Source organism: Mesorhizobium sp. M1295, from assembly GCF_040318135.1.
Classification (GTDB): Bacteria; Pseudomonadota; Alphaproteobacteria; order Rhizobiales; family Rhizobiaceae; genus Mesorhizobium.
The window spans coordinates 46,347-66,816 of sequence record NZ_JAMYLU010000012.1 but is presented as its reverse complement, the minus strand read 5'-3'; the positions used below and the strand labels follow the sequence as shown (position 1 = coordinate 66,816).

The 20,470-nt window shown below is 62.9% G+C and carries 14 protein-coding genes; 4 read left to right on the top strand and 10 right to left on the bottom strand.

Going from position 1 to position 20,470, the window contains the following annotated elements:
* Positions 1-12: 12 nt before the first annotated feature.
* The 10 genes from bglA to NKH29_RS17800 all read right to left on the bottom strand — a co-directional run bounded on the left by bglA (position 13) and on the right by NKH29_RS17800 (position 16,237).
* The gene (gene bglA / locus NKH29_RS17845) at positions 13-1,641 is read right to left on the bottom strand and encodes a beta-galactosidase BglA (protein WP_353000212.1); all 1,629 of its coding nucleotides are present in this window, start codon (positions 1,639-1,641) and stop codon (positions 13-15) included.
* Positions 1,631-3,634, bottom strand: a complete 2,004-nt coding sequence (gene glgX / locus NKH29_RS17840) for a glycogen debranching protein GlgX (protein ID WP_352515685.1) — start codon at positions 3,632-3,634, stop codon at positions 1,631-1,633. Before glgX ends, bglA begins: the two co-directional genes overlap by 11 nt.
* A 253-nt stretch (positions 3,635-3,887) precedes the next feature.
* Positions 3,888-5,516, bottom strand: a complete 1,629-nt coding sequence (locus NKH29_RS17835) for an alpha-D-glucose phosphate-specific phosphoglucomutase (RefSeq protein ID WP_023718446.1) — start codon at positions 5,514-5,516, stop codon at positions 3,888-3,890.
* A 3-nt stretch (positions 5,517-5,519) separates the two neighbouring features.
* Positions 5,520-6,965, bottom strand: coding sequence for a glycogen synthase GlgA (gene glgA / locus NKH29_RS17830; protein WP_352549172.1), 1,446 nt, complete (start codon positions 6,963-6,965; stop codon positions 5,520-5,522).
* A gap of 3 nt (positions 6,966-6,968) precedes the next feature.
* Positions 6,969-8,234 carry a glucose-1-phosphate adenylyltransferase gene (glgC, locus tag NKH29_RS17825; protein ID WP_023718448.1) on the bottom strand — a complete coding sequence of 422 codons (1,266 nt, stop codon included), beginning with the start codon at positions 8,232-8,234 and terminating at the stop codon, positions 6,969-6,971.
* Positions 8,235-8,269: 35 nt separating this feature from the next.
* A complete protein-coding gene (gene glgB, locus NKH29_RS17820) occupies positions 8,270-10,483 on the bottom strand; it encodes a 1,4-alpha-glucan branching protein GlgB (protein ID WP_353000209.1) in 2,214 nt (737 codons plus the stop codon).
* Positions 10,484-10,628: 145 nt separating this feature from the next.
* Positions 10,629-13,097 carry a glycogen/starch/alpha-glucan phosphorylase gene (locus tag NKH29_RS17815; RefSeq protein ID WP_023718450.1) on the bottom strand — a complete coding sequence of 823 codons (2,469 nt, stop codon included), beginning with the start codon at positions 13,095-13,097 and terminating at the stop codon, positions 10,629-10,631.
* A gap of 166 nt (positions 13,098-13,263) precedes the next feature.
* The gene (locus tag NKH29_RS17810; protein WP_023718451.1) at positions 13,264-14,052 is read right to left on the bottom strand and encodes an ATP-binding cassette domain-containing protein; all 789 of its coding nucleotides are present in this window, start codon (positions 14,050-14,052) and stop codon (positions 13,264-13,266) included.
* Positions 14,049-15,131 carry an ABC transporter permease gene (locus NKH29_RS17805; protein ID WP_023718452.1) on the bottom strand — a complete coding sequence of 361 codons (1,083 nt, stop codon included), beginning with the start codon at positions 15,129-15,131 and terminating at the stop codon, positions 14,049-14,051. Before NKH29_RS17805 ends, NKH29_RS17810 begins: the two co-directional genes overlap by 4 nt.
* A gap of 89 nt (positions 15,132-15,220) precedes the next feature.
* A complete protein-coding gene (locus NKH29_RS17800) occupies positions 15,221-16,237 on the bottom strand; it encodes a sugar ABC transporter substrate-binding protein (protein WP_023718453.1) in 1,017 nt (338 codons plus the stop codon).
* Between the two features lie 229 nt (positions 16,238-16,466).
* Between NKH29_RS17800 and NKH29_RS17795 the strand changes: the two genes are divergently transcribed.
* From NKH29_RS17795 to NKH29_RS17780, 4 genes are all read left to right on the top strand, one after another.
* Positions 16,467-17,696 (top strand): ROK family transcriptional regulator, encoded by a 1,230-nt coding sequence (locus NKH29_RS17795; protein ID WP_352494808.1) that lies wholly within the window; start codon positions 16,467-16,469, stop codon positions 17,694-17,696.
* 2 nt (positions 17,697-17,698) lie between these two features.
* Entirely contained in the window at positions 17,699-18,145 is a 447-nt protein-coding gene (locus NKH29_RS17790; protein WP_023718455.1) for an RbsD/FucU family protein, read from the top strand.
* Entirely contained in the window at positions 18,142-19,065 is a 924-nt protein-coding gene (locus tag NKH29_RS17785; protein WP_352483656.1) for a carbohydrate kinase family protein, read from the top strand. The genes NKH29_RS17790 and NKH29_RS17785 overlap by 4 nt, the downstream gene beginning before the upstream one ends.
* A gap of 253 nt (positions 19,066-19,318) precedes the next feature.
* Positions 19,319-20,461, top strand: coding sequence for a DegT/DnrJ/EryC1/StrS family aminotransferase (locus tag NKH29_RS17780; RefSeq protein WP_352483657.1), 1,143 nt, complete (start codon positions 19,319-19,321; stop codon positions 20,459-20,461).
* Positions 20,462-20,470: the final 9 nt, after the last annotated feature.

The window sequence follows — 20,470 nt, the reverse complement described above, 5'->3', positions numbered from 1 at the left end:
ATCAAATAGAGATCAGCCGATCCGGCCGAGAAAGCAGCCGAGCGGCGGCAGGGATAGAGCTCCTTCCTGCAAGACGCCGGTAGTACTGCCAAGATCTATCGGCTCTATCACATCCAGATCCGGCGGCGATTGCCAGCCGGCCGGCTCATCGGCAAAATTGAAGACGCAGAGCAGCTTTTCGTCACCGCATTCGCGAATGAAGGCAAGGACGTCGCCCTCAGCATCGAGAAACCGGATCGAGCCTCGAACCAGCGCCGGATGCTGCTTGCGCAAGGCCAGCATCGCCCGGTAGCTCGCCAGGACGGAGGTTTGCTCGCCGTCCTGGACATCGACCGCGCGGGCGCGATGGTTTGCCGGGACCGGAAGCCACGGCTTGCCGGTTGAAAAGCCGGCATTATCGGCGCCAGCCTCCCAGACCATCGGCGTGCGGCACCCATCCCGCCCCTTGATCTCCGGCCAGAAGCGGATGCCGAAAGGATCGCGCAAATCCTCGAACGCCAGCTCGGCCTCCTCCAGCCCGAGCTCCTCGCCCTGATAGAGGCAGATCGACCCGCGCAGGCAAGAAAGCAGCACGATTGAGAATTTCGCCACCCTGTCCGGATCGCCGCCCGGCCTTGTCCAGCGGCTGACATGGCGCACGACATCGTGGTTGGAGAATGCCCAGCAAACCCAGCCGTCGAACACCGTACTCTCGAAGGCCTCGACACAACCGCGCACATGCGCCGCGGAGAATTGCGGGCCAAGCAGGTCGAACGTGTAGGACATTTGGAGCTTGTCGCCGCCGCCCGTGTAGGCGGCAAGCGTCTGCAACGAACGGCTTTCGTCACCAATCTCGCCGACCGCGGCGCGGCCTTCGTACTCGTCAAGCAACGCCCGGAAGCGCCTGAGAAAAGCAAGGTTTTCCGGCTGCGTCTTGTCGAACAGATGCTCCTGGTAAAAATAGGGGCTGGTTGCCGTATTGGTGCCGGCGACGCTTTCCGCCAAAGGCGGGTTGCTGCGGAGCCAGCGGTCGTGGACGTAATAGTTGACCGTATCCAGCCGGAAACCGTCGACGCCACGCTCGAGCCAGAACCGCACCGTTTCCAGCAAGGCGTCCTGCACCTGCGGATTGTGGAAATTCAGGTCCGGCTGCGAGGCGAGGAAATTATGCAGGTAATATTGCCTGCGCGTTGCGTCCCATTCCCAGGCGGGGCCGCCGAAAAGCGACAGCCAGTTGTTGGGCGCGGTGCCGTCGGGCTTCGCATCGGCCCAGACGTACCAGTCGGCCTTGGCGTTATCGCGGCTCGTTCGGCTTTCGACGAACCATTCGTGCCGATCCGACGAATGTGACAAGACCTGGTCGATGATCACTTTCAGGCCGAGCCGGTGCGCCTCTGCAATCAGCGCGTCGAAATCCTCTGATGTGCCGAACATCGGATCGACGGCGCAGTAATCCGATACGTCGTAGCCCATGTCGGCCATTGGCGACTTGAAGAAAGGCGACAGCCAAACGGCGTCGACACCGAGCGATGCGACATGGGCAAGCCTCGAGGTGATGCCGAGGAGATCGCCGCTACCGTCGCCTGTCGTGTCCTGGAAGGAGCGCGGGTAGATCTGGTAGATGACGCAGCCGCGCCACCATTCGGCATTGTCACCCATCATGGCTCTCCCCTGCGCCCGCCTGCGCGGCCCTGCTTTCGATCATGAATATGACCGTTCGCCCCAAAACCGGCCGTGAGATATCGCCACTATCCGTTTCGATGGCTGGGCACCAATGAAAACCCGCCCGTTCCGGCAGCGTGAACATGCAGGCCCGACGGTCACCATTGATGATCACGGCAAGGCGACCGTCCTCATCGCCGAGAACCATGACCAGCCGATGCCGCCTAGGATCGTGCCAGGCTGCTTCGTCGAGCGGCACGCCGGTTTCGCTCAGCCAGACGACGTCAGCTATTTCCGAGCCGGCCGCAGGCTCGCCGGTGAGAAAGCTTGCGTCCAAAAGCGCCGGCGCGGCACGACGCATCTTGGCGAGCAGAGCCGTGTACCGCTCCAGCGCCCGGTCGCGCCCGGCCCAGTCGAGCCAGGTGATGTCATTGTCCTGCGCGTAGGCGTTGTTGTTGCCGCGCTGCGTGCGGCCGAATTCGTCGCCGGCCGTCAGCATGATCGTGCCGCGCGAGGCAAAGAGCGTCGCCAGCAGTGCGCGTTGGTCATCGAAACGGGCCGTAACGATTGACTGGTCGTCGGTCTGGCCCTCGACGCCATTGTTCCAGGACAGGTTGTCGTCGTGGCCGTCGCGGTTTTGTTCGCCATTGGCCTCGTTGTGCTTGTGTTCATAGGCAACGATGTCGGCCAGTGTCATCCCGTCATGTGCGGCGATGAAATTGATGCTGCGGACCGTTGCCTGGCCTGGTTTGGCAAAGACATCGGACGACCCCGCAAGCCGCGTCGCCAGCGTACCGATCATGCCGCCGTCGCCGCGCCAGAAGCGGCGGATATCATCACGGTATTTGTCGTTCCATTCGAGGAAGGGCGGCGGAAAATTGCCGAGCTGATAGCCATCCGGTCCGATGTCCCAGGGCTCAGCGACCAGCACACGGTCGGCAAGAACTGGGTCGTTGCGAATGGCGTTCAGCAGCGGCGCATCGGCGTCGAAAACGCCGTCGACGCGGCCAAGGATCGGCGCCAGGTCAAAGCGGAACCCGTCGACACCGGCGTGCTGGACAAAGTGGCGAAGCGTGTCGAGAACCATTTCCCGGACGACCGGATGATCGCAGGCAACCATATTGCCGGTTCCGGTGTCATTGACCAGAGCGCCGTCGGCCTCGTGCCGGTAGTAGGCGCGGTTGTCGAGCCCGCGCAGCGACAATGTCGGGCCGAGCCGGTCGCTTTCGCCGGTGTGGTTGAACACCAGGTCGAGAATGGTACCGATGCCAGCCTCGCGCAGCGCGGCGACCGTTTCGCGCAGCTCAGCCAGACCGCCGGGCGCCAGTCGCGGATCCAGCGCCATGAAGGTCACGGGATTGTAGCCCCAGGCGTTGCCCAGCCCGAGCGGCGGCAAATGCCGTTCGTCGATCGATGCAGTCACCGGCATCAACTCCACGGCTGCAACGCCGAGTTTTTGCAGATGCTCGACAACAAGAGGATGAGCGAGGGCTGCAATGGTGCCGCGTTGCTTCTCGGGAATGTCGGGATGCAGCTTTGTGAAGGCGCGCACCTGCACCTCGTAGATGAGGCCGCCGGGCCTAAACAGAGGCGGCAAGGCGGGCAAGGGTTCCGGCAAGGCGCCGGCAATGGCCTTCGGCATCAGCGACGCCGTGTCGCCCCCCTCGCCCTGGCGTGCGGCGAGCCGGCCGTCATAGGCATAGGGTCTGTCGATCTCGACGGCATAGGGATCGGCCAGCAGCTTGTCGGGATCGAACCAGAGCCCCTGTTCCGGCGCGTAGTCGCCATCGGCGCGGAACCCGTATCGGGTGCCGGCGGCGAGACCGGCAACAAAAAGCGTATGCACGCCGTCGCCCTCGGGCTGCAGTTCAAGCCGGTCGATCTCGCGCCTTCCTCGCTCGTCGAAAATCGAGACCCAGATGCGCCGAGCCGACGAGGACCATACGGCGAAGCGAATGCCTTCTTTGGTGATGGTTGCGCCGAGTTGGCTCACGCGCGCTCACAGCAGCAGGTCGTAGACAGTTTGAGGCGTTGCCAGGTTAGCTCCCCCTTCTCCCCTTGTGGGAGAAGGTGTCGCCGAAGGCGACGGATGAGGGGTGCTCCAGCTTGGCGCGGACGGCATTCCTTCCAACACCCCTCATCCGTCTCGGCGCTTCGCGCCGATCCACCGCCCGGGGGCGAGCCACGGGTCTCGCCCCGTCCTTCGGACCCCACAAGGGGAGAAGGAAAGGCGCGCCGCTCCAAGCTCACGTAATCACGCTCGGCTTGGCGCGGCCGGTATGGCTGCGAATCCCGGCAATGTCGTCGGCCGCCGCAATCAGATCGGCAAGCGCCTCCTGGGTGTCGAGATCGTGGCGGCTCTTGTCTGGCTCGTAGCGCTCGAAATAAAGGCGCAGCGTCGCGCCCGAGGTGCCGGTGCCGGACAGGCGGAAGACGACGCGCGAGCCGCCTTCGAACAATACTCTTATGCCCTGGTTCTTGCTGACCGAGCCGTCGACCGGATCGTGATAGGCGAAATCGTCGGCGCTGGCGATTGTCATGCCGCGCACGCTGGTGCCCGGCAGCGAGCCAAGTTTGCCGCGCAGTTCGTCGACAAGCGCATTGGCGCGATCGGTCTCGACCTCCTCGTAATCGTGGCGCGAATAGTAGTTGCGCCCATAGGCCGCCCAATGCTCGGTGACGATCTGCCTGGCGCTTTCGCCGCGCGCGGCAAGGATGTTGAGCCACAAAAGCACGGCCCACAGGCCGTCCTTTTCGCGGACATGATTGGAGCCGGTCCCCGCACTCTCCTCGCCGCAGATCGTCGCCATGCCGGCATCGAGCAGATTGCCGAAAAACTTCCAGCCGGTTGGCGTTTCATAGATGCCGATGCCGAGCTTTTCGGCGACCCGGTCGGCAGCACCGCTGGTCGGCATCGAACGGGCGATGCCTTTCAGCCCGGCCTTGTAACCCGGAGCCAGATGGGCATTGGCGGCGAGCATCGCCACCGAATCCGACGGGGTGATGAAAATGCCCTTGCCGATGATCAGGTTGCGGTCGCCGTCGCCGTCGGAGGCCGCGCCAAAGTCGGGCGCATCCGGCCCCATCATCTCGTCGTAGAGGTGTTTTGCATGCACCAGATTGGGATCGGGATGGTGGCCGCCGAAATCCGGCAGCGGGATAAAATTACGAGCGGTGCCGTTCGGCGCCCCTAGCCGGTTTTCGAGGATCTCCTTGGCATAGGGGCCGGTCACCGCATGCATGGCGTCGAAGCGCATGCGGAAGCCTGATTTGAACAACGCCCGCAAGGCATTGAAATCGAACAGGCTTTCCATCAGTTCGGCATAGTCGGCGACCGGATCGATGATCTCGACGGTCATGTCTCCTGCCTCGACCGTGCCGATCGTGTCGATGTCGACCGGTCGGATATCGGCGATCTTGAAGCTCGAAATCACCTTGGTTTTTTCGAAGATCGCGTCGGTCAGCTTTTCCGGCGCCGGGCCGCCATTGCCGGCATTGTACTTGATGCCGAAATCCTCATGCGGGCCACCCGGATTGTGGCTGGCGGACAGGATGATGCCGCCGAAGGTCTTGTATTTGCGGATGACATGCGAAGCGGCCGGCGTGGATAAGATACCGCCCTGCCCGACCATCACCTTGCCGAAGCCGTTTGCCGCGGCCATGGCGATGGCCTTCTGGATGACCTCGCGGTTATAAAAGCGGCCGTCGCCGCCGATCACCAGGGTCTTGCCTTCGAACCCGTCCAGCGCGTCGAAGATCGACTGGATGAAGTTCTCGGCATAGTGCTCCTGCTGGAACACCGGGACCTTTTTACGCAGCCCGGAGGTGCCGGGCTTCTGGTCGGGATAGGGTTTGGTGGCGACAGTGCGGATCATCAGTCAGGCAGCCCTTTTCGAAAGCAACAAGCGATAGAGTTGGACATATTTTTCGGCGCTTTTGTCCCACGACACGTCGGCCTTCATGCCTTGCCGCTGCATCGACGCCCACACCGCGGGATTGGCATGCGCTTCGACAAGGCGGCGGATGGCGTGCAGCAGGGCGCCAGCAATGGGGGGCGCAAACTGGAAGCCGGTCGCCACGCCGGCAGAGATGGCGGCTTCGTTGGCATCGATAACCGTGTCGGCAAGGCCGCCGGTACGCGCGACGACCGGCACGCAGCCATAGCGCAGGCCGTAAAGCTGCGTCAGCCCGCAAGGTTCGAAGCGCGACGGGATAATGATGGCGTCGCAGCCGCCCTGCATGGTGTGGGAGAGCCCCTCGTCATAGCCGACGACGACGCCAATGCGACCACGATGGCGGGCTGCGGCGGCAAGCAACGCGCCTTCGAGCCCGGCGTCGCCAGACCCAAGGATTGCCAGCCGTGCACCTGCCGCGACGATACCGTCGACGGCGGCCGCCAATATGTCCATGCCCTTTTGCCAGGTCAGCCGGCTGACAACGCAGACGATCGGGCTGTCATCGCGATCGAGGCTGAAACGGTCCTCGACCGCGGCCTTGTTGGGCATTCGCGCCTTAAGCGTCTTTGCCGTGTAGTTGGAGACCAGATGCGTGTCGGTTTCCGGGTTCCAGATCTCGGTATCGATGCCGTTGACGATGCCATGGAGATCGACGGAGCGCATGTTGATCAGGCCGTCGAGGCCCATGCCGAATTCGGGCAAGCGGATTTCCTGCGCATAGGTCGGGCTGACCGTGGTGATCGCCCAGGCGGCCTGCAGGCCGGCCTTGAGGAAGCCGACGCCGCCATAATATTCGACGCCGTCGAGCGCCATCGCCGCCGCCGGCAGGCCAAGCTCGCCAAAGATGCCGGCGCCGAACTGGCCCTGGAAGGCGAGGTTATGGACGGTGATCATCGACGGCGTGCCGACCGCCTTGCCGTAGCGCATATAGGCGAGTGTCATTGCCGACTGCCAGTCATGGGCATGGACGATATCGGGCAGGTAGCCGGAGATGGCGCCGGCAGCAATATCACCGCCGACCTGGCTCAAGGCCGCGAACCGCCGCCAATTGTCCGGCCAGTCGGCGCCGGCCGCGTTGCCGTACGGGCCGCCGGGACGGTCGAAAAGATGCGGCGCGTCGAGCACAAACAGGTCGAGCCCGGCGATCTGGACGGCATGCACCGAAGCCTTCCCACCCTGCAGCAATGGATATTGCTGAACCGCCTTCTTTTTCCTGAAGGCGCCCATCACCTGAGGATAGCCGGGGACGAGCGTGCGCATGTTGACGCCGTTGCCGGCCAATGCCACGGGCAAGGCGCCAGTCACGTCGGCGAGCCCTCCGGTTTTGACCAGCGGAAAGATCTCGGGCGCCACCGACAGAACCTGCATGCACTACGATCCCAGCCTGTTGACCATGTCCTGCGTGACCAGGCAGATGCCTTTTTCCGAAACGCGGAAACGCTTGGCATCGAGGACAGGATCCTCGCCGACCACCAGCCCCTCCGGGATCCTGACGCCGTGATCGATGACCACGCGCTTCAGCCTGGCGTTGCGGCCGACATGGACGTCGGGCAGCATGACGACCTCCTCCAGCGTCGAATAGGAATTGATGCGCGCGCCGGTGAAGATCAGGCTTCGCTTCAGCGAAGCGCCCGAAACGATGCAATCGCCCGACACGAGAGACGACACGGCCGACCCGCGGCGGCCATCTTCGTCATGCACGAACTTTGCCGGCGGCTTCAACTCGGCGTAGGTCCAGATCGGCCAGTCGCGGTCGTAGAGGTCGAGTTCCGGCGTGATGTCGGTCAGGTCGATATTGGCTTCCCAATAGGCGTCGACCGTGCCGACGTCGCGCCAATAGGCTTCGTTCTCGGCGGTCGAGCGCACGCATGATTTGGCGAAGCGATGCGCGATCGCCTTTCCGTGTTCGACGATGTAGGGGATGATGTCCTTGCCGAAGTCGCGGCTGGAGCCGGGCTCCGCCGCATCGCGACGCAATTGCTCCATCAGGAACTTGGTCTTGAACACATAGATGCCCATCGAGGCCAGCGCAAAATCCGGCTTGTCGGGAATGCCCGGCGGATCGGCGGGCTTTTCGATGAAGGAGATGATGGTGTCCTTGGTGTCGACATGCATGACGCCGAAGCCGGTGGCTTCCATGCGCGGCACTTCGAGGCAGCCGACGGTGACATCGGCGCCGGCCTCTACATGCTGGCGCAGCATCAATTCGTAATCCATCTTGTAGACGTGGTCGCCGGCCAGGATGACCATGTATTCCGGCCCATAGGCCTCGATGATGTCGATGTTCTGGTACACGGCGTCGGCGGTGCCCTCATACCACTGTGTTTCCGACACACGCTGGCTGGCCGGCAGGATGTCGAAACTCTCGTTGCGCTCGGGCCGCAGGAAGTTCCAGCCGCGCTGCAGGTGGCGGATCAGCGAATGCGCCTTGTACTGGGTGGCGACGCCGAGGCGGCGGATACCGGAATTGAGCGCATTGGACAGCGCGAAATCGATGATGCGGGTCTTGCCGCCGAAATAGACCGCCGGCTTGGCGCGGCGGTCGGTCAGTTCCTTGAGCCGGCTGCCACGGCCGCCGGCCAGCACATAAGCCATGGCGTCGCGTGCCAGCGGCTGTGTTCGTTTTGTTTCAGCCATTCCTATCCTCCCAGGTTAGATGCTCCAGACATAGCTCAGTCCGGGACGAATTCGAGCATGATCGTCGACAGCGGCGGCAAAAGCATCGTCGCCGAAATGCCTCCTCCTTCCGCCCGAGCCTCGACGAGGCCGCTGTTGCCCTTGCCGGAACCGCCATAGTCCGTGGCGTCGGTGTTGATGATCTCGCGCCATTTTCCGGTCTGCGGCAACGGCACGCGGTAATTGTCGCGCGGCACCGGCGTGAAGTTGGAAATGACGGCGACCGGGTTGCCGCCCGGCGCGCTGCGCAGCCAAGCGAACACCGAATTCGCGCTGTCATCGACGATCAGCCAGGAAAAGCCCTCCGGCTCGCAGTCGCGGGCATGCAGCGCCGGGCGCGAGCGGTAGAGATAGTTGAGATCGCGCACCGTCTGCCAGACACCACGGTGGAGCCGGAAATCGAGCAGGTTCCAGTCGAGCGCGCGCGCCTCGCTCCACTCGCGGCGTTGCGCGAACTCCTGGCCCATGAACAACAGCTTCTTGCCGGGATAGCCCCACATGAAGGCGTAATAGGCGCGCAGCGTCGCGAATTTCTGCCAGTCGTCGCCGGCCATCTTGTTAAGCAGCGTTCCCTTGCCGTGCACCACCTCGTCATGGGACAGCGGCAGCACGAAGTTCTCGCTGAAGGCGTAGACCAGGCCGAAGGTGATGTCGTTGTGGTGATGCTTGCGGAAGATCGGCTCCTTGGAGAAATACTCCAGAGTGTCGTGCATGAAGCCCATGTTCCACTTGAAACCGAAGCCCAGTCCGCCCTCGTGCACCGGCTGCGAGACTTTCGGCCACGAGGTCGATTCCTCGGCGATGGTCATCACACCCGGATGGTGGCCGTAGACCTCCTTGTTCATCCGTTGCAGGAAGCTGACCGCTTCCAGGTTCTCGCGCCCGCCCCTCTCGTTGGGAATCCATTCACCGGCCTTGCGCGAATAATCGAGATAAAGCATCGAGGCGACCGCATCGACGCGCAGACCGTCGACGTGATATTTCTCTGCCCAGAACAGCGCATTGTTGACAAGAAACGAGACCACCTCGCGACGACCAAAATTGTAGATCGCGGTGTTCCAGTCGGGATGGAAGCCCTTGCGCGGATCGGCATGTTCGTAGAGTGCGGTGCCGTCGAACTTTGCCAGACCGTGTTCGTCAACCGGGAAATGCGCCGGCACCCAGTCGAGGATGACGCCGATGCCGGCGCGGTGGGCACCGTCGACGAAGCGGGCAAAACCGTCCGGATCGCCAAAGCGGGCGCTCGGCGCATAGAGGCCGGTCGTCTGGTAGCCCCAGGACGGGTCATAGGGGTGTTCGGAGATCGGCATGAATTCGATATGGGTGAAACCCGTCTCGACCACATAGGGGATCAGCCGGTCGGCGAGCTCGTCCCATGACAGGAAGCTGCCGTCGTCGTGAAGCCGCCATGAGCCGGCATGGACCTCGTAGATCGATACGGCTTCGCGCCTGTGGTCGGCATTGCGCCAGTAGTTCCGGTGCGCCTCGTCGCCCCATTCATGCACCGGCGGCAGCGCCGTCACCGAGGCGGTAGCCGGGCGCAGTTCGGATTTGAAGGCGAACGGATCTGCCTTGAGCGGCAATCTCACGCCATCCGGCCCGATGATCTCGTATTTATAAGGGCGGCCGGCGCCGATGTCGGGAATGAACAGCTCCCAGATACCGGTATCGCGGCGGTCGCGCATGGTGTGCCTGCGGCCGTCCCACTCGTTGAAGTCGCCGACCACCGAGACACGCCTTGCATTGGGCGCCCACACCGCAAAATGTACGCCCGATGCACCCTCATGGTCGATGAGATGAGCGCCGAGCTTGTCGAACAGCCTGAGATGCGATCCTTCGGCGATGTAATAATCGTCCAGCGGGCCGAGCACGGGGCCGAAGGAATATGGATCGGTCAGCCACCAGTCGCCGCCGGCGTTCCTGGCGTGATAGCGCAGCGGCTGGCGTTTGCGCAGCGACAGTTTGCCCTCGAAGAAGCCGCGATCGTCGCGTCTCGACAGCTCGCCGGCCTTCTTGCCGGTCAGCGTATAGGCGGTGACGGACTCGGCATGAGGGACGAAGCAGCGGCCGACAAAGCCCTTCCCCGCCTCATGCACGCCAAGCACGGAGAACGGGTCGCCATGCGTGCCGGCGACAATCGCCGCGACATCGCCGGCTGGCGCCAGTCCGTACGGCCCGCTTGTCGCAACGGTCGCGCGCGGCTTGCTCATCAGGCAGTGTCCCTCCTCGGGCACCAAGTGCGTGTTTCTAGTGAAGTTTTGAATTCGACAGTCGCAGGCCGCCTGACCTTCCAAGGGATGCGAAGGTCAAATCACTCCACTAGGGCCACATTGTTCCTGGTCTCATGCAATCACATCAGGCGGGCACGTGCCAGATGTCTTTCGCATATTGGCGGATCGTGCGGTCGGACGAGAACCAGCCGACGCGGGCGACATTGCGGATGGCTCTGGCGTACCAGTCCGGGCTGTTGCGCCAGACGGCATCGACGTCGCGCTGGGTGGCGGCGTAGGCATCGAAATCCGCAGCGACCATGAACCAGTCGCTCTGGTAAAGGCCGTTGATCAGGTCGCGATAACGGTCCGGATCGTCAGGCGAAAAGACCCCGGACGAAACCGCGGCAAGCGCCTGCGCCAATTCAGGCGATCCCTCGATTACGGCGCGCGGATCGTAACCATTGTTGCGCCGCTCGGCGACCTCATCGGTGGTCAGGCCGAAGATGAAGATGTTGTCGTCGCCGACGCATTCCTTGATCTCGACATTGGCGCCGTCGAGCGTGCCGATGGTCAGCGCGCCGTTCAGCGCGAACTTCATGTTGCCGGTGCCGGACGCTTCCATGCCGGCGGTCGATATCTGCTCCGAAAGATCGGCGGCCGGCATCATGATCTCGGCTAGGCTGACATTGTAGTTCGGCACGAACACCACTTTCAGCAAGCCGCGCACCGCCGGGTCGCGGTTGATGACCCGGGCGACGTCGTTGGCAAGTTTGATGATCAGCTTGGCGTTGTGATAGCTGGGCGCCGCCTTGCCGCCGAAGAACTTGACGCGGGGCATCCAGTCGCGCTCCGGATGCGAGCGGATCTGGTCGTAAAGCGCGACCGCTTCGAGAATGTTCAAGAGCTGGCGCTTGTATTCGTGGATGCGCTTGACCTGGATGTCGAACAGCGCCGAGGGGTCCACCTTGATGCCGAGCCGGTCGGCAACGAGATTGGCAAGCCTCGTCTTGTTCGCCCGTTTGACAGCGGCGAACTTGTCGCGGAAGGCAGCGTCCTCGGCGAAAGGATCGAGCAGCTTTATCTCGTCGATGTCGTCGAGGAAGCCGTCGCCGATCGCCTCTCGGGTGAGTGCCGTGAGGCCGGGATTGCACTGTATCAGCCAGCGCCGCGGTGTGATCCCGTTGGTCTTGTTGTTGATGCGGTCCGGGTAGAGCCTGTGGAGGTCGGCAAACACCGTCTCCTTCATCAATTCCGTATGCAGTGCCGAGACGCCGTTGATCGAGTGCGAGCCGACAAAGGCCAGATTGCCCATACGCACGCGGCGATCGCCATTTTCCTGGATCAGCGAGATGCGGCTGATCTGCTCGTCCGAGAACTGGTCGGAGACGCGCGCCTCGAGCAGCACCTCGGCGTTGATGGCGTAGACGATCTGCATGTGGCGCGGCAACAGCCGCTCGAATAGCGGCACGGGCCAGCTTTCCAGCGCTTCGGGCAGCAGCGTGTGGTTGGTGTAGCCGAAGGTGCGCTTGGTGATGCTCCACGCCTGGTCGAAATCCATGCCGTGGACATCCATCAACAGGCGCATCAGCTCGGGGACGGCGATGGCCGGATGGGTGTCGTTGAGATGGATCGCCGCCTTGTCGGGCAGCGATTGCAGGTCGCCATACTGGCTGAGATGACGCTGAAGGATGTCCTGCAGCGAGGCGGTGGAGAAGAAATACTCCTGCCTGAGCCGCAACTCCTGGCCTGCCTTGTGGGAATCGGCCGGGTAAAGGACGCGCGACAGCGCATCGGCCTTGTTGCTCTCGGCGAGCGCGCCGATGTGATCGCCGGCGTTGAACTTGTCGAGCAGGATCGGATCGACCGGCATGCCGGACCACAGACGCAGCGTGTTGACGCGGTTGGCCCGCCAGCCAACCACCGGGGTATCGTAAGCAACGGCCAGAACATGTTCGGTCGGCTTCCAGACATGGCGCTCGAGCCTGCCATCCTTCGAGGTGATCGATTCCACCGAGCCGCCGAAGCCGACCTCGAAGGAGCGTTCGCGGCGTTCGAACTCCCAAGGATTGCCGTGATCGAGCCATGTCTCGGGCAGTTCGACTTGCCAGCCGTCATGGATCTCCTGCCGAAACATGCCGTTGGCGTAGCGAATGCCATAGCCATGCGCGGGGATATCGACGGTAGCCATGCTTTCCATGAAGCAGGCGGCGAGCCGGCCAAGGCCGCCATTGCCAAGGGCAGCGTCCGGTTCGAGCGCAGCAATGATGTCGAGGTCGACGCCAAGTGACGACAGCGCCTCGCGCATATTGTCCATCAGGCCGAGATTGGAGAAGGCATCGCGCATCAAGCGGCCGATGAGGAATTCCAGTGACAGGTAATAGACGCGCTTTTCCTGCTGGGCGTAGGCCTCTTGGGTCGCCTGCATCCAATGATCGACGATGCGGTCGCGCACAACCTTGATCGAGGCGGTGAGCCAATCGTACTGGGTTGCAACGTTGGTGCCCTTGCCGACCCTGTATTTGAGGGCCTGCAAGACTTCGTCGGCGAGCGTCTTGGGATCCGGGTTTTCGAGGGTGGGCAGAGGAGCTTCGGTTGTCATCGCGCGCGTCATGCTGCCTCTCGTGACGTTGCCAGGATCATGCGGCTTTCACCATCTCCGCCAATGCTAATGCATCCCACCGGATGTTCAATGGATTCAGGCGACCGCAAGCCGGGTTGCCCTGCGGCAATTTGGCATTGAAACACCGCGCCCTCAGCGGCGGGCCTCAAGTTCTTGTTCAGGCCGCCAGCGCCGCCTCCGGCGGCACCTTGGCGCCGGTCATGAAGGCGACCGCGTCGGACATCGTATATTGCTTCGGATCGATGACGCACAGGCGACGGCCGAGCCGATGAATGTGAATGCGGTCCGCCACCTCGAAGACATGCGGCATATTGTGTGAAATCAGCACGATCGGCAGGCCTCGGCGTTTGACGTCGAGTATCAGTTCGAGCACGCGGCGGCTCTCCTTGACGCCGAGCGCGGCCGTCGGCTCATCCATGATGACCATCTTCGAGCCGAAGGCCGCGGCGCGCGCCACCGCCACGCCCTGGCGTTGACCGCCGGAGAGAGTTTCCACCGCCTGGCTGATGTTCTGGATGGTCATCAGGCCAAGTTCGGTCAGCTTGTCGCGGGCGCGCTTTTCCATCGCCGGACGGTCGAGCATGCGCAGCCAGCTGCCAAGAAAGCCCGGCTTGCGGATCTCGCGGCCGAGAAACATGTTGTCGGCGATGGACAGCGCCGGCGACAGCGCCAGGTTCTGGTAGACGGTCTCGATGCCGGCTTCGCGGGCCTCCATCGGCGATTTGAATGCAATAGGCTTGCCTTCAAGCCGGATCTCGCCTTCGTCGGGCACGACCGCGCCGGAAATCGCCTTGATAAGCGACGACTTGCCGGCGCCGTTGTCGCCGATGACAGCAAGGATTTCGCCCGGATAGAGATCGAAATCGGCATTGTCGAGGGCGGTGACGCGACCGTAGCGTTTGACCAGGCTGCGGGCGGTAAGGATCGGTTCCTGAGTCTGGTTCATGCCGAGATCTTCCTGATCCACTGGTCGATACCAACAGCGATGATGATAAGGGCGCCGACAGACAATTGCGTCCATTGGGGATCTGTCCCCCAAAGCCTGAGGCCGAGCGCGAACACCCCGACGATCAGCGCACCGAAGATGGTCCCGAGGATGGAACCTCGGCCGCCGAACAGTGATGTGCCGCCAATCACCACGGCGGTAATCGAATTGATGTTCTCGAACTGCCCGGCCTGCGGCGAGACCGATCCGATGCGTCCGATCAAGGCCCAGCCGGCGATGGCACAAATGATGCCGGTCAGGGTATAGACCGTGACCAGCATCCGGCTGACGCGCACCCCCGACAGTTCCGCGGCTTCCGGGTCGTCGCCGACTGCGTAGACATGCCGGCCCCATGCGGTGTGATTGAGCACGTACCAGGCAATTGCCCCCATGATCAGCACCAACAGCACGCCATAGGTGAAGACTGCGCCGCCGATCCTGAACGAGCCGCCGAAAAACTGCAGCAGCGGTGCCGTCGCCTCGAGATCCTGGCTGCGGATGGTCTCGTTGCCGGAATAGATGAAGTTGATGGCAGCGTAGATCGACCAGGTGCCGAGCGTCACGATGAAGGGCGGCAGTTTCACCCAGGCGATGAGAATGCCGTTGATCAAGCCGCAAATCGCGCCGACAAGCAGCCCGATGGCAACGGCGACCGGCGCTGGAACACCGTAATGCATGGCAAACTGGCCCATAACAACCGAGCTCAGCACCATGATGGCGCCGACTGACAGGTCGATGCCGGCGGTGAGCACCACCAGTGTCTGCGCGATGCCGACCATGCCGGTTATCGCCACCTGCTGGAGGATCAGGGTGAGGGTGAAGGGAGAAAAGAAGCGTCCGCCGACGACGACTGCGAACAGAACCACCGAGATGAGCAGGATGATCAGCGGCACCATGGCCGGGCTTTTATGCAAGCGGTGCTGGATGCTCTCCAACGTCGAGCGGGAATGCGTCTCGAATGATGCGACGCTGGCGTCGCTAGCGGCCAGGACCGTCTCGAATTCCTGCGGTCCCTTGCTCCTGGTTGTTTCGACGCTCAAGTCGGCCTCCCCGCCTGTGATGTGGAGCGGCCGAAACCGCTCCACATTCCCTATTGTTCTTTTGAAGTTGAGCCAATCAGGGGATCAAATCAACCCCAGCACTTGCTGAGGCCTTGCTTCGTGTCGATCGATTCGATGCCGGCGGCAGGCTTGTCGGTGATCAGCGTGACGCCGGTGTTGTAGAAGTTCAGACCGGGCGACGGCTCAGGCTTCTTGCCGGTGTCGGCAAAGGTCTTGATCGCCTCGATGCCGAGCGAGGCCATGAGCAATGGATATTGCTGTGAAGTGGCGCCGATCACGCCCTCGGCAACGTTCTTGACACCGGGGCAGCCGCCATCGACCGAGACAATCAGGACGTCCTTCTCCTTGCCGACGGCTTTCAGCGCCTGGTAGGCGCCCGCGGCCGCAGGTTCGTTGATGGTGTAGACGACGTTGATATCCGGATCCTTCTGCAGGCAATTCTCCATGGCAGTATGCCCGCCATCCTCATTGCCGCTCGACAGATCGTGACAGACGTTGCGTGCGTCGGTTTCGTCGCCGATCTTCTTGGGATCGCCGAGGTCGATGCCGAAGCCCTTCATGAAGCCTTGATCACGCTGGACGTCGACGGAGGGCTGGCTGGCGATCAGATCCATGTAGGCAATGTGCGCATCCTTGGCCTTGTCGCCCAAGGTAGCCTTTGCCCAGGAGCCGATAAGCTCGCCGGCCTTGAAATTGTCGGTCGCAAACGTCGCATCCGCGGCATCGGCAGGCTCGAGCTGCGTGTCGAGAGCGATCACCAGCACCCCTGCATCGCGCGCCTTCTTCACCGCCGGCACGATGGCCGCAGTGTCGGTGGCGGTGATCAAAATGCCCTTGGCGCCGTCGGCGATGCAGGATTCGATCGCCGCAACCTGGCCCTCATTGTCACCTTCCGCCTTGCCGGCATAGGCTTTCAGATCGACACCGATTTCCTTGGCTTTCGCGGCGGCACCTTCCTTCATCTTCACGAAGAAGGGATTGGTGTCGGTCTTGGTGATCAAGCAGGCGCCGACCCCGGCGGCCGATGCCGTCGACGCAAACGCCATCAGGCTCAGTCCGGCCGCGGCAAACACGGTGGATTTCAACAGTTTTGACGTGGTCACGATTTTCCTCCCATTGAACCATTTAGGATGCCGGCCAACCGGCATCTGCAGCGCGTCCGACGAAATCTCCCAGTGTCGACGCCGATCTCAAGAGACACCAGTCGGCCAGCACTGTCAATAATTAAATCACTCTTATTTATTATTGACAACGCAGGATTGTTCACTCACTCTAGACCAAAAGCATTGAGGGGAAACGACGGGAGGAACAGGGGTGGAGACCGGCATTACAAGGCACGGCTCGCCCGATGCGGCCGAAAGCCGCCTGCACCGCGGCACCAATCAAAGCGGCATGCGGGACCACAATGAGCGGCTGGTGCTGTCGCTGGTGCGCCAGCACGGCAGCCTGGCCAAATCCGACATCGCACGCATGACTGGCCTCTCGGCGCAGACAGTATCAGTCATCATGCGCGAGCTGGAGGAGGACGACCTGCTCGTTCGCCAGGCGCCGTTGCGCGGCAAGATTGGCCAGCCCTCGATACCCATGGCGCTCAATCCCGACGGCGCCTATTTCATCGGCCTGAAGATCGGCCGGCGCAGCGCCGAGCTCGTGCTGATCGATTTCCTCGGCAATGTGCGCTCGATGCTGCAGCATTCGTACCGCTATCCGGCGCCGCGCGAGACGGTGGAATTCGTTACGAGCGGCATGAAGAAGATGCGCGGCGAGCTCACTCCTGCGCAGGACAAGCGCATCGCCGGGCTTGGCATCGCCATGCCGTTCGAATTGTGGAACTGGGCCGATACCGCCGGCGCGCCGCGTGAAATCATGGACGAATGGCGCCATCGCGACATCCGCGCCGACATCCAGGCGCAATGCGAATTTCCGGTCTACCTGCAAAACGATGCCACCTCGGCCTGCGGCGCCGAGCTCGTGTTCGGCCAGGCGGCGGGTGCGGCGCGCGATTTCGTCTATTTCTACATCGGTGCCTTTGCCGGCGGCGGCATCGTGCTGAACGGCCGGCTGTTTGGCGGCCCAACCGGCAATGCCGGCGCGCTGGGCTCAATGCCAGTGCCCGGGCCTGACGGCAAGCCGACGCAGTTGATCGACGTTGCATCGATCGCCACGCTGGAGAAGGCGCTCAACGCACGCGGCGTCGAGGCCTCGCATCTGTGGACATCACCGGGGGACTGGGGCGAGATCGGTGCCGAGCTTGACGACTGGATCGCCAGCGCCTCGCAGGCGCTCGCCTATGCCATCGTTGCGGCGTCGTCCGTCATCGATTTCGAAGCCGCGGTGATCGACGGATGGATGCCGCTCGCCGTGCGCAGGCGGCTTGTCGATGCCGTCATCCAGGCCATCGGCAGGATCGACGGCGAAGGCCTGAGGCTGCCGGCCGTCCGCGAGGGAACGGTCGGCATCCATGCGCGGGCGCTGGGTGGCGCCAGTCTGCCGCTATCGGAGCGCTTCCTCATCGGCTCGACCACGATTTCCCGGAGCTTCTGAGCATGCTGATCGGTATCCCGGCGCTGCTCGGCCCGGAGCTTCTGGCGATGTTGCGCGCCATGGGCCATGGCGACGAGATCGCGCTGGTCGACGGCAACTACCCGGCCGAACAGCAGGCACAGCGGCTGATCCGCGCCGACGGTCATCATCTCGTCCCGGTGCTGGATGCCGTATTGAGCGTGTTGCCTGTCGACGACGCCGTGCCGCAGGCGCTGTTTCGCGCCTCGGCTAAAGGCGATCCCCTGCTCGCCGATCCGGTTCATCATGAGATTGAAGCGATCTGCGCCAGGCATGCGCCGGGCCGCAAGGTGGTTGCGCTTGCCGGCGCCGACTTCTATGCACGGGTCAAGGCCGCGCACGCGATCGTCGCGACGAGCGAGCCGCGGCTTTACGCCAACATCATCATTCGCAAGGGCGTGATCTATCCGCCGGAAAGCAAGACTTCATGATCCTCTGCTGCGGCGAAGCCCTGATCGACATGCTGCCGCGCACCACGACGGAGGGCGAAGCGGCCTTTGCCCCCTATGTCGGTGGTGCCGTCTTCAACTCGGCCATTGCGCTCGGCCGACTCGGCGCGCCGGCCGGCTTCTTCTCCGGCCTGTCGTCGGATCTGTTCGGCGGGCAGTTCAGGGAGGCGCTGGGGGCCAGCAAGGTCAGTTCCACCTATGCGCACACCTCGCCGCGGCCGACCACGCTCGCCTTCGTGCGGCTCACCAACGGCCAGGCGACCTATACATTCTATGACGAGAACACCGCCGGGCGCATGCTGACCATCGAGGACCTGCCGGAGCTCGGCAGCGAGATCGAGGCCATGCTGTTCGGCGCCATCAGCCTGATCTCGGAACCGGCCGGATCGGCCTATGAGGAGTTCATGCGACGTGAGCATGAGCGCCGCGTGATGATGCTCGACCCCAACATCCGGCCAAACTTCATTCCCGACAAGGCCAGGCATCTCAGGCGCATCCGCAACATGATGGCGATGGCCGACATCGTGAAACTGTCGGACGAGGATTTGAACTGGTTCGACGAAGCCGGCTCGCATGAGGACGTCGTCCGCAACTGGCTGGACCGCGGCCCGAAGCTGATCGTCGTCACCCACGGCAGCGAGGGCGCGGTTGGTTACAGCAGCCAGCACCGGGTCACGGTCGTGCCGGACAAGGTCGAGGTGGTCGATACGGTCGGCGCCGGCGACACGTTCAATGCCGGCATCCTTGCCTCCTTGCACGAGCAGGGCCTGCTGTCGAAGACGGCAATCGCCGGCCTGCCGAAAGAAGCCATCCATAAGGCGCTGACGCTCGGCGCCAAGGCCGCGGCGGTGACGGTCTCGCGGGCCGGCGCCAATCCGCCATGGCGGCATGAACTCGCCTGACCGGCTGGCAACCGCCTCACGGACTGCCTGCCGGCGATCACTTTATGTTTCGCCTAACCTGGCGGGCGGGATGCGCAGCCCATATCAAGCATGCCGAAGCCCGGATTTTCCCGCGTTTAAGAGGGCAGATCGGAAACCAGAGGTAACAGGCTGCGACACTTGAGCAATTCAGGGCTTTGCCCTGCGGCTTTCTCGGCCGTGCCAAGTCTGCTACCAGCGGCCGGTTATCTGGCTAAAACCGTTTGAGGCCGACATGCAGTTCATCGATCTTGGCGCACAGCGCGAACGCATCCGCGACAGGCTGAAGGCGGCAATCGACCGCGTCGTCGACGAAGGTCGTTATATTCTTGGACCGCAGGTCACCGAATTCGAAAACAAGCTCGCCGCCTATATCGGCACCAAGCACGTGGTCGCTTGCGCCAACGGCACCGACGCGCTGCTGTTGCCGCTGTTTGCCGCCGGCATCGGCCCGGGCGACGCGGTATTCGTGCCGAGCTTCACCTTCGCCGCCACGGCCGAAGTGGTGGCGCTGACCAAGGCCGAGCCGGTGTTCGTCGATGTCGATGCTGACAGCTACAATATCGACATCGCCAGCCTCGAGGCGGCAATCGCCATGATCAAGGCGGAGGGGCGGCTGAGGCCGAAGGCAATCATTCCCGTCGACCTGTTCGGCCTCGCCGCCGATTACGAAGCAATCATGGCCATCGCCAATCGCGAAGGCCTGATGGTCATCGAGGATGCGGCGCAGGCGACCGGCGGCTCGGCTGACGGCAAGATGTGCGGCTCGTTCGGCACCGTCGGCTCGACCAGCTTCTATCCGGCAAAACCGCTCGGCTGCTACGGCGACGGCGGTGCGATGTTCACCAATGACGATCCGCTGGCCGAACAGCTGCGCTCGTTCGCCTTTCACGGCAAGGGCGAAACGCAATACGACAATGTCCGCGTCGGCATCAATTCACGGCTCGATACACTGCAGGCGGCGATCCTAATCGAGAAGCTGGCCATCCTCGAGGACGAGATGGTGGCGCGGCAAGCGGTCGCCAATCGCTATGCCGAAGGTCTCGGCGATATAGTCAAGACGGCGCGCAATCTGGGCGGCGGCCGCTCGGCCTGGGCGCAATACGCCATCGAAACGCCGAAGCGCGACGGGCTCAAGGCACATCTCGGTGAAAAGGGCATTCCGTCGGTCATCTACTATGTGAAACCGCTGCACAGCCAGATTGCCTATCGCGATTACCCGCGCACGCCGACCGGCCTTGCCGTTTCGGAAGAGCTGCCGAAGCGCATCCTGTGCCTGCCGATGCATCCCTATCTGAGCGAGGCCGACCAGGACCGGATCATCGAAACGATCCGTAACTATATCGGCTCGAATTCGGCGCACGTGGCGGCGGCATAATTCGAAAGT

What these genes read in the sequence shown, in the direction of transcription:
- glgC (WP_023718448.1), bottom strand. Translation starts at nt 8,234, where the DNA reads ATGGCTGAAACAAAACGAACACAGCCGCTGGCACGCGACGCCATGGCT.
- NKH29_RS17835 (WP_023718446.1), bottom strand. Translation starts at nt 5,516, where the DNA reads ATGATCCGCACTGTCGCCACCAAACCCTATCCCGACCAGAAGCCCGGC.
- NKH29_RS17790 (WP_023718455.1), top strand. Translation starts at nt 17,699, where the DNA reads ATGCTGATCGGTATCCCGGCGCTGCTCGGCCCGGAGCTTCTGGCGATG.
- glgA (WP_352549172.1), bottom strand. Translation starts at nt 6,965, where the DNA reads ATGCAGGTTCTGTCGGTGGCGCCCGAGATCTTTCCGCTGGTCAAAACC.
- NKH29_RS17815 (WP_023718450.1), bottom strand. Translation starts at nt 13,097, where the DNA reads ATGACGCGCGCGATGACAACCGAAGCTCCTCTGCCCACCCTCGAAAAC.
- NKH29_RS17785 (WP_352483656.1), top strand. Translation starts at nt 18,142, where the DNA reads ATGATCCTCTGCTGCGGCGAAGCCCTGATCGACATGCTGCCGCGCACC.
- glgB (WP_353000209.1), bottom strand. Translation starts at nt 10,483, where the DNA reads ATGAGCAAGCCGCGCGCGACCGTTGCGACAAGCGGGCCGTACGGACTG.
- bglA (WP_353000212.1), bottom strand. Translation starts at nt 1,641, where the DNA reads ATGATGGGTGACAATGCCGAATGGTGGCGCGGCTGCGTCATCTACCAG.
- NKH29_RS17810 (WP_023718451.1), bottom strand. Translation starts at nt 14,052, where the DNA reads ATGAACCAGACTCAGGAACCGATCCTTACCGCCCGCAGCCTGGTCAAA.
- NKH29_RS17780 (WP_352483657.1), top strand. Translation starts at nt 19,319, where the DNA reads ATGCAGTTCATCGATCTTGGCGCACAGCGCGAACGCATCCGCGACAGG.